At 71.4% G+C, this 6357-nt stretch carries 8 protein-coding genes; 1 reads left to right on the top strand and 7 read right to left on the bottom strand.

Features of this window, described 5'->3' with window-relative positions; genetic code table 11:
- The 4 genes from B7X32_RS03420 to B7X32_RS03405 all read right to left on the bottom strand — a co-directional run.
- Window positions 1-963 (bottom strand): FAD-dependent oxidoreductase (locus tag B7X32_RS03420; RefSeq protein WP_292716046.1); only part of this gene is annotated, 963 nt, incomplete at its 3' end.
- A 28-nt stretch (window positions 964-991) separates the two neighbouring features.
- Window positions 992-2053 (bottom strand): polyprenyl synthetase family protein, encoded by a 1062-nt coding sequence (locus B7X32_RS03415; protein WP_292716043.1) that lies wholly within the window; start codon window positions 2051-2053, stop codon window positions 992-994.
- Window positions 2054-2097: 44 nt separating this feature from the next.
- Window positions 2098-2823 carry a class I SAM-dependent methyltransferase gene (locus B7X32_RS03410; protein ID WP_292716040.1) on the bottom strand — a complete coding sequence of 242 codons (726 nt, stop codon included), beginning with the start codon at window positions 2821-2823 and terminating at the stop codon, window positions 2098-2100.
- 59 nt (window positions 2824-2882) lie between these two features.
- The gene (locus B7X32_RS03405; RefSeq protein ID WP_292716037.1) at window positions 2883-3485 is read right to left on the bottom strand and encodes a hypothetical protein; all 603 of its coding nucleotides are present in this window, start codon (window positions 3483-3485) and stop codon (window positions 2883-2885) included.
- 74 nt (window positions 3486-3559) lie between these two features.
- Between B7X32_RS03405 and B7X32_RS03400 the strand changes: the two genes are divergently transcribed.
- Entirely contained in the window at window positions 3560-4846 is a 1287-nt protein-coding gene (locus tag B7X32_RS03400) for a chorismate-binding protein (RefSeq protein ID WP_292716034.1), read from the top strand.
- A gap of 15 nt (window positions 4847-4861) precedes the next feature.
- Here B7X32_RS03400 and B7X32_RS03395 read toward each other — a convergent pair whose 3' ends face one another.
- From B7X32_RS03395 to B7X32_RS03385, 3 genes are all read right to left on the bottom strand, one after another.
- Window positions 4862-5077 carry a hypothetical protein gene (locus B7X32_RS03395; RefSeq protein WP_292716031.1) on the bottom strand — a complete coding sequence of 72 codons (216 nt, stop codon included), beginning with the start codon at window positions 5075-5077 and terminating at the stop codon, window positions 4862-4864.
- Window positions 5078-5253: 176 nt separating this feature from the next.
- A complete protein-coding gene (locus tag B7X32_RS03390) occupies window positions 5254-5430 on the bottom strand; it encodes a hypothetical protein (protein WP_292716028.1) in 177 nt (58 codons plus the stop codon).
- Window positions 5431-5556: 126 nt separating this feature from the next.
- Window positions 5557-6273: a VOC family protein gene (locus B7X32_RS03385; protein WP_292716025.1), complete on the bottom strand. Its 717-nt coding sequence runs from the start codon at window positions 6271-6273 to the stop codon at window positions 5557-5559.
- Window positions 6274-6357 lie beyond the last annotated feature (84 nt).

The raw sequence follows: 6357 nt of genomic DNA, 5'->3' as shown, positions 1-6357 counted from the left end.
CGCGCGGTACAGCGCCTGGATCGGCACCTCGCGCAGCTCTCCCGTGCCGACCGCGCCGCCCGTGCCGTCCGGCTTCGTGCGCTCGTAGACGAGGGCGGCGACGCGGCCGTTCTCGTCGGAGCGGACCTCGACGGGGCGAGCCCAGAAGTGCAGGTGCAGCCGACGCGATGCGGATCCGCCGGCGTTGTTCACCGAGTCGCGCTTGCGCCAGGACTGCAGCACCCGGTCGATGACCATGACCTGCTTGTTGCTGGCGATCGCGTCGCGGGAGGCGTCGTCGTAGTCGAAGTCCTCGTCGTAGACCACCATGTCGACGTCGCGCAGCTCGCCGAGCTCGCGCAGCTCAAGCGGGGTGAACTTCACCTGCGCGGGTCCGCGGCGGCCGAACACGTGCACATCGGTGACGGCGCTCGACTTCATGCCCTCGTAGACGTTCGCCGGCACCTCCGTGACGAGCAGGTCCTCGGCGTGCTTGGCGAGCATGCGCGACACATCGAGCGCCACGTTGCCGTTTCCGATGACGGCCACGGATGCGGCGTCGAGCGGCCACTCGCGCGGCACGTCGGGGTGCCCGTCGAACCAGCTCACGTAGTCGGCGGCGCCGTAGGATCCGACCGCGTCGATCCCCGGGATGTCCATGCCGGTGTCGCGCCGGGCTCCGGTCGCGAAGATCACCGCGTTGTAGTGCTTCTTCAGATCCTCGAGCGTGATGTCCGTGCCGAAGTTCACGTTGCCGAACAGGCGGATGTCGCCACGGTCCAGCACGTCGCGCAGGGCCGTGATGATGCCCTTGATGCGCGGGTGGTCCGGTGCGACGCCGTAGCGGACCAGGCCGTAGGGCGCGGGCAGCTGTTCGAAGAGGTCGATGGAGACGTCGAAGCGTCGTTCGGCCTTGAGCAGGAGGTCGGCGGCGTAGATGCCGGCGGGGCCGGCTCCGACGATGGCAAGCCTGAGCTTGGTCATGGTGGTTCCTTTCGGGAGCAGCAGGACGTCAGCTGCTGCGGTCCGCGAGCGACTCCGCGAACCGGGTCAGCGCCTGGCGCACGGGCCCCTTGGGCAGCACGGCGAGCTCGTCGATCGCGCCCTGGGTCCAGCTGCGGGCGAGGTCGAGGGTCTTCCGGGTGACGGCATGGTCGCGCAGGCGGGCGAGCGCGTCGTCGAGGATCGCGGGATCCTCGCCCGCGGCGATCCGCTGCACGCCGGCATCGATCTCCGCGGCGAGCGCGGTGGATTCCGCATCCGTCTCGACGCTGAGGAGCAGGGACGGCATGGTCGGAACGCCCGCGCGCAGATCCGTGCCGGGCACCTTGCCGGTGTCCTCGGGCTTCGCGGAGAGGTCGATCACGTCGTCGAGCAGCTGGAAGGCCACGCCGACCTTCTCGCCGTAGTTGCGCAGCGGCTCCTCGTACTCGGCGGGTGCGCCGGAGAAGATCGCGCCGGCCTGCGTGGACGCGGCGATGAGGGATCCGGTCTTGTCGGCGAGCACCTGGATGTAGAACTCGACCGGGTCGTCGCCCTCCTGCGGGCCGACGGTCTCGTGCATCTGCCCGAGCACGAGGCGCTCGAAGGTGTCGGCCTGCAGCCGGATCGCACGGTCGCCGTGGCGCGACATGAGCTGGCTCGCCCGGGAGAACAGGATGTCCCCGGTGAGGATCGCGATGTTGTTGCCCCACACGGTCTGCGCGGCCGGGACGCCGCGGCGACGGTCCGCGCCGTCCATGACGTCGTCGTGGTACAGCGAGCCGAGGTGCGTCATCTCCAGCGCCTTCGCGATGTCGATGACCGCGGGCACGTTGCCGGCGCCCAGCTGCGCGGTGAGCAGGGAGAGCACGGGGCGCACGCGCTTGCCGCCGGCCTCGTAGAGGTACCGGCTCGGGGCGTCGGCGATCGAGTCGGCGACGCGCAGATCGACGGCGAGGCCCTCTTCGACCAGGTCGAGACCGGCCTCGACCTCGCGGGCGAGCTTGCGCGCGGCGGGGCCGACGAACACGCGGTCGCTGAAACCGAGACGGCTCGCGAGGCGCGAACCCGTGGCGGCGGGGCTCGAAGTCACGTCGTCCAGCCTACCTGGGCGCGAACCGTGCCCGGTTCCCGAGGTCACACCCGGGGCTTGCGGGCGCGGTGCAGCGCGACGATGCCGAAGGACAGGTTGCGCCAGGCGACGTCGATCCAGCCCGCCTCGCGCAGCCAGCTCGCGAGCGTGCGCTGGTCGGGCCAGGCGCCGATCGACTCGTTGAGGTAGTCGTAGGCGTCGCCGTTCGTGCCCGCGAGACGGGCGATGCGAGGCAGCACCTGGGAGTTGTAGACCTTGAAGAAGGCGCGCATCAGCTTCGCCGGCGGCGTGGAGAACTCGTTGATGACGACACGGCCGCCCGGCTTGGTCACGCGGAAGAGCTCGGCGATGGCCTTCTTCGGATCCTGCACGTTGCGGAGGCTGTACGACATCGTCACCGCGTCGAAGGAGTCGTCCTCGAACGGGAGGTCGGTCGCGTCCGCCTCGACGAAGCTCAGGTTCGGCAGGTCGCCGTGCCTGCGCTTCCCCTCGGCGAGCATGCCGGGCGAGAAGTCGGCCGCGACCACGTCCGCGCCGCTGCGCGCGAGCGCGGCAGAGGACGAGGCGGTGCCGGCTCCGAGATCGAGGATCCGCTCGCCCTTCTTCGGCGCGACCGCGCGAGTCGTCGCCGCGCGCCAGAGCGCGTCGTTGCCGACCGTCATCACGACGTTGGTGCGGTCGTAGCCGGCCGCGACCTGGTCGAACATGCCGCTGACGCGGGAGGGATCCTTGCCGAGGTCTGCGCGGTTCGGCTGCTCGTTCGCACTCACCCGTCCAGCCTACGCGGGCGGAGCCGTGCGCACGCCGGGCGCCGGATGTGGCCCCGCGGTCACCCGCGCGGCGGGAGGGCGAGCGCCTCGAGCCGGTCCAGCCACACGTCGGCCGTCGCGTCGTCGAACGGGGGCAGCTGCGCGCGCACCCGCTGCTCGAGGTCGGCGGCGAGGGCCTCGAGGTGCCGCTGCACGTCGGCCGGGTAGCCGTACTGCACGCGATGCTCGTCCCACTCGTCCTCGTCGTCGATCCAGGTGCCGCGCTCGCCCTCGATCCGCACGACGTCCAGGTCCATGTCGATCCCGGTGAAGAGCACGGGCGCGCCGGCGATGCCGCTCGAAGGGTCTTCCGCGGTGTTCGAGGGGCTGCTCGAGGGGCGAAGATCCCAGGCGAGGTCGATGTAGATCCGCATGCCGTGGGGGTGGTCGCGGTTGACGGTGAGGGCGTAGTCGCCGCTCGGCGGCACGAGGGTGACGTTGGGCCCGTGCGCCGTGAAGGTGCGGCCGGGGCGTGCGCTCCCCCATCCGCCGGGCTGGCCCACCCAGTCGCCCCACTCATCCGCGCCGAGGTACACGCACTCGTGGCGCCAGTGCGGGGATCCGTCCCACTTGCGCCACTGGAAGACGATCTCGGTTCCGGATGCGAGGCGCTCTGGGGTCACGGGGCCACTCTATGTCGCACCCCTGACGCTTCCCGGGGCACGGCGGCGCTTCCCGCACGCAATAGGCTGGATCCGTGAGTGCCGGCCTGGTCGTTCAGACGCGAGAGTTCGACCTCGCCGACGACCTGCTCGCCTACGCGGATCCGGCGGATCCGCGGGCGTGGCTGCGCCGCGGCGATGGGATCGTCGCGGTCGGATCCGAGACCGCGGCGGTGGTCCGGATCTCCGCCGGCACCGAGCCCCGCACCTCCGCTCTCAGCCGCGCCTGGGACGGGATCCGCTCCTCCGCGCGCATCGACGACGCGGTGCGGCTGCCCGGCACGGGCCTCGTCGCGTTCGCCGCGCTCGTCTTCGACGACGCCTCCGCCGCGGACAGCGTGCTGATCGTCCCGCGCACCGTGATCGGACGGCACGGCGGGCGAACATGGATCACGCGCATCGTCGATGCCGGCGATGCGGAAAGCGCGCTGTCGGACGACGGTCTCGCGGACGGCACCCCGGCGCCCACCGCGCTCGGGCCGCACTGGGCGGGCACGCTCGGCCCCGGCGCGCAGACCGCGCAGGGCTATCAGGCCTCGGTGCAACGTGCGCTCGCCGCGATCGCGGACGCGCGGTACGGCAAGGTCGTGCTCGCGCGCGATCTCGTCGGCACGGTGCCGGCCGGATCCGACCTCCGCCGGCTGGTGCGCGCGCTCAGCACCGAGTACCCCGACACCTGGGCGTTCGCCGTGGACGGCCTCATCGGCGCAAGCCCGGAGACGCTCGTCACCGCGCAGGCCGGCGTGGTGACCGCTCGTGTGCTGGCCGGCACGGCCGCGCGCGGTGCGGATGCGGTGACCGATGCCCGGGCCGCGGCGACGCTCGCCGACAGCCCGAAGGACAACGACGAGCACGCGTTCGCGGTGCGCAGCGTGGTGGCCTCGCTCGCCCCGCATACGACCGCGCTCGACGCGGAGGGCGGCCCGTTCATCCTCGAGCTGCCGAACCTGTTCCATCTGGCGACCGACGTGCGCGCGCGCCTCAGCGACGGCGCCTCCGCGCTCGACCTCGCCGCCGCGCTGCACCCGACCGCCGCCGTCGCCGGCACCCCGACCGACGCCGCGATCCTGGCGATCCGCGAACTCGAGCCCTTCGACCGGGGGCGCTACGCCGGCCCGGTCGGCTGGATCGACGCGGACGGCAACGGCGAGTGGGCGATCGCGCTGCGGTGCGCGCAGTTCGACGTGAGCGGATCCGGATCCGGCCGGCCGATCCCGCTCACCGCCTACGCGGGCGCGGGGATCGTCGCCGGCAGCGACCCCGAGGCGGAGCTGCTGGAGACCCGGGTGAAGTTCCGCCCGATCGTCGACGCGCTCGCCTGAGGCAGCCCGCCGGACTCAGCTGCCCAGGTAGTTCTTCCGCGCCTTGTCGAGCGTCTTCTGGGCGTTCTTCGCCATGCGCTTCCTGGCCTTCTTCGCCTCGGGGCTCGTCCAGAGCCGCTCGAGCTGGTGCCGCAGGTCTTCGTAGTTCTTGCCGCGGGCCTTCGCCGACTCGACGCCGACCAGGTACGCAGCGACCGCGATCACCGCGAGCATCAGGAGGTTCTTCCGCATCATCTCTTTCCTTTCATCGGACCCCGTCGGATCACCTCGACGACCATCGAGTCGTACGGATCGCCGGGATCGCCGGGGCCTTCTCGCGCGCCGCTGAGGGAGCGCCCTACGACGGAGACGGCGCCCGGTGGGCAAACGTCACAAACGCCGTGAGCGACCAGGCCTTCGTGTGCGGTTCAGCCGCCGGACGGGTTCTCGAGCGGCCGACCGTCCTCGTCGGTCGTCTCGTCGTCGAGCGTCTCGGTCGTGTCGTGGTCGCGCGTCTCGTCGGACCTCTCCGGCGCTCCGCCCGAAGCGACGTCCGCCTCTTCGTCGGGGCCGGGGGTTCCTTGCGTGTTGGTCGGATCGCTCATGACTTCTCCCTCGTTCGGTGTGGTCACCGTATGCCTGACGAGGTGAGGGACCGAGGGGCTTGACGTGAGCGCCGGGATCCTCAAGAGGATCCCGGCGGAGGCCAGGGAGAAGTCGCCGGGAGCCGGCTACTGCCCGGATCGCCGCCGTGCACGGATCCGGAATTCCACGCCGTCCGGGTCGCGGAGGAGCGTCGCTCCCGTCGGGCTGTCGCCGATCCGCGTGGCGCCGAGGGACGCCAGGCGCTCGAGTTCTTCCGCGAGCTCACTCGGATCGACCGAGAGCACGAACAGCTGTCGCGACGGGTCGCGCGCCGGGTCGACCTCATCGCCACTCCAGGCCAGCTTCGTGCCGCCGGCGGGCGACTGGATCGCGGTCTCCTCGTCCTGATCCCAGACCAGTGGCCAGCCCAGCGCCTCGGACCAGAACCGCCCGGAGGCTCGTGTTCCTTCGCAGGTGACTTCTCCGAGGGGTCCGCACCCGTCCAGATACCGGTTCTCGTCCTGGATCGCGCAGAACTCGTCGCCGGTCGGATCGGACATCACCGCATAGCTGCCGGGAGGGATGTTCCCGCTTCCGAGCCGTCGGCCGCCGGCCTTCTCCGCGGCCTCGATCGTCTCCCGTTGCGTGCGCTCGGCCCGGCTCAGATGCAGGTGCACGCGGTTCTTGACCGGAGAGTGCGCGCCGCCCGGGCCGAACCGCAGGCCCACCTGTGTCGGAGTCCCCGCGAGGAGGATGCCGTCCGCGTCCTCCTGCGGCGTGCGCTGGAGCATCTTCGCCCAGAACGTGGCAGCGCGGGCGGGATCTGTGCCGCGAAACATCACGGATTCGAGTTCCAGCGGCATGGCACGAGAGTAGCCGATCGCGGGATCCACGGAACCGGATCAGGCGATCGTGCCGGCGCGACGGCCCGTTTGTCGCGTGACGAC

Source organism: Microbacterium sp. 13-71-7 (genome assembly GCF_002257455.1).
GTDB lineage: Bacteria > Actinomycetota > Actinomycetes > Actinomycetales > Microbacteriaceae > Microbacterium.
This window is presented reverse-complemented; position numbering and strand designations above follow the sequence as displayed.

What these genes read in the sequence shown, in the direction of transcription:
- B7X32_RS03385 (WP_292716025.1), bottom strand. Translation starts at nt 6,273, where the DNA reads ATGCCGCTGGAACTCGAATCCGTGATGTTTCGCGGCACAGATCCCGCC.
- B7X32_RS03390 (WP_292716028.1), bottom strand. Translation starts at nt 5,430, where the DNA reads ATGAGCGATCCGACCAACACGCAAGGAACCCCCGGCCCCGACGAAGAG.
- B7X32_RS03395 (WP_292716031.1), bottom strand. Translation starts at nt 5,077, where the DNA reads ATGCGGAAGAACCTCCTGATGCTCGCGGTGATCGCGGTCGCTGCGTAC.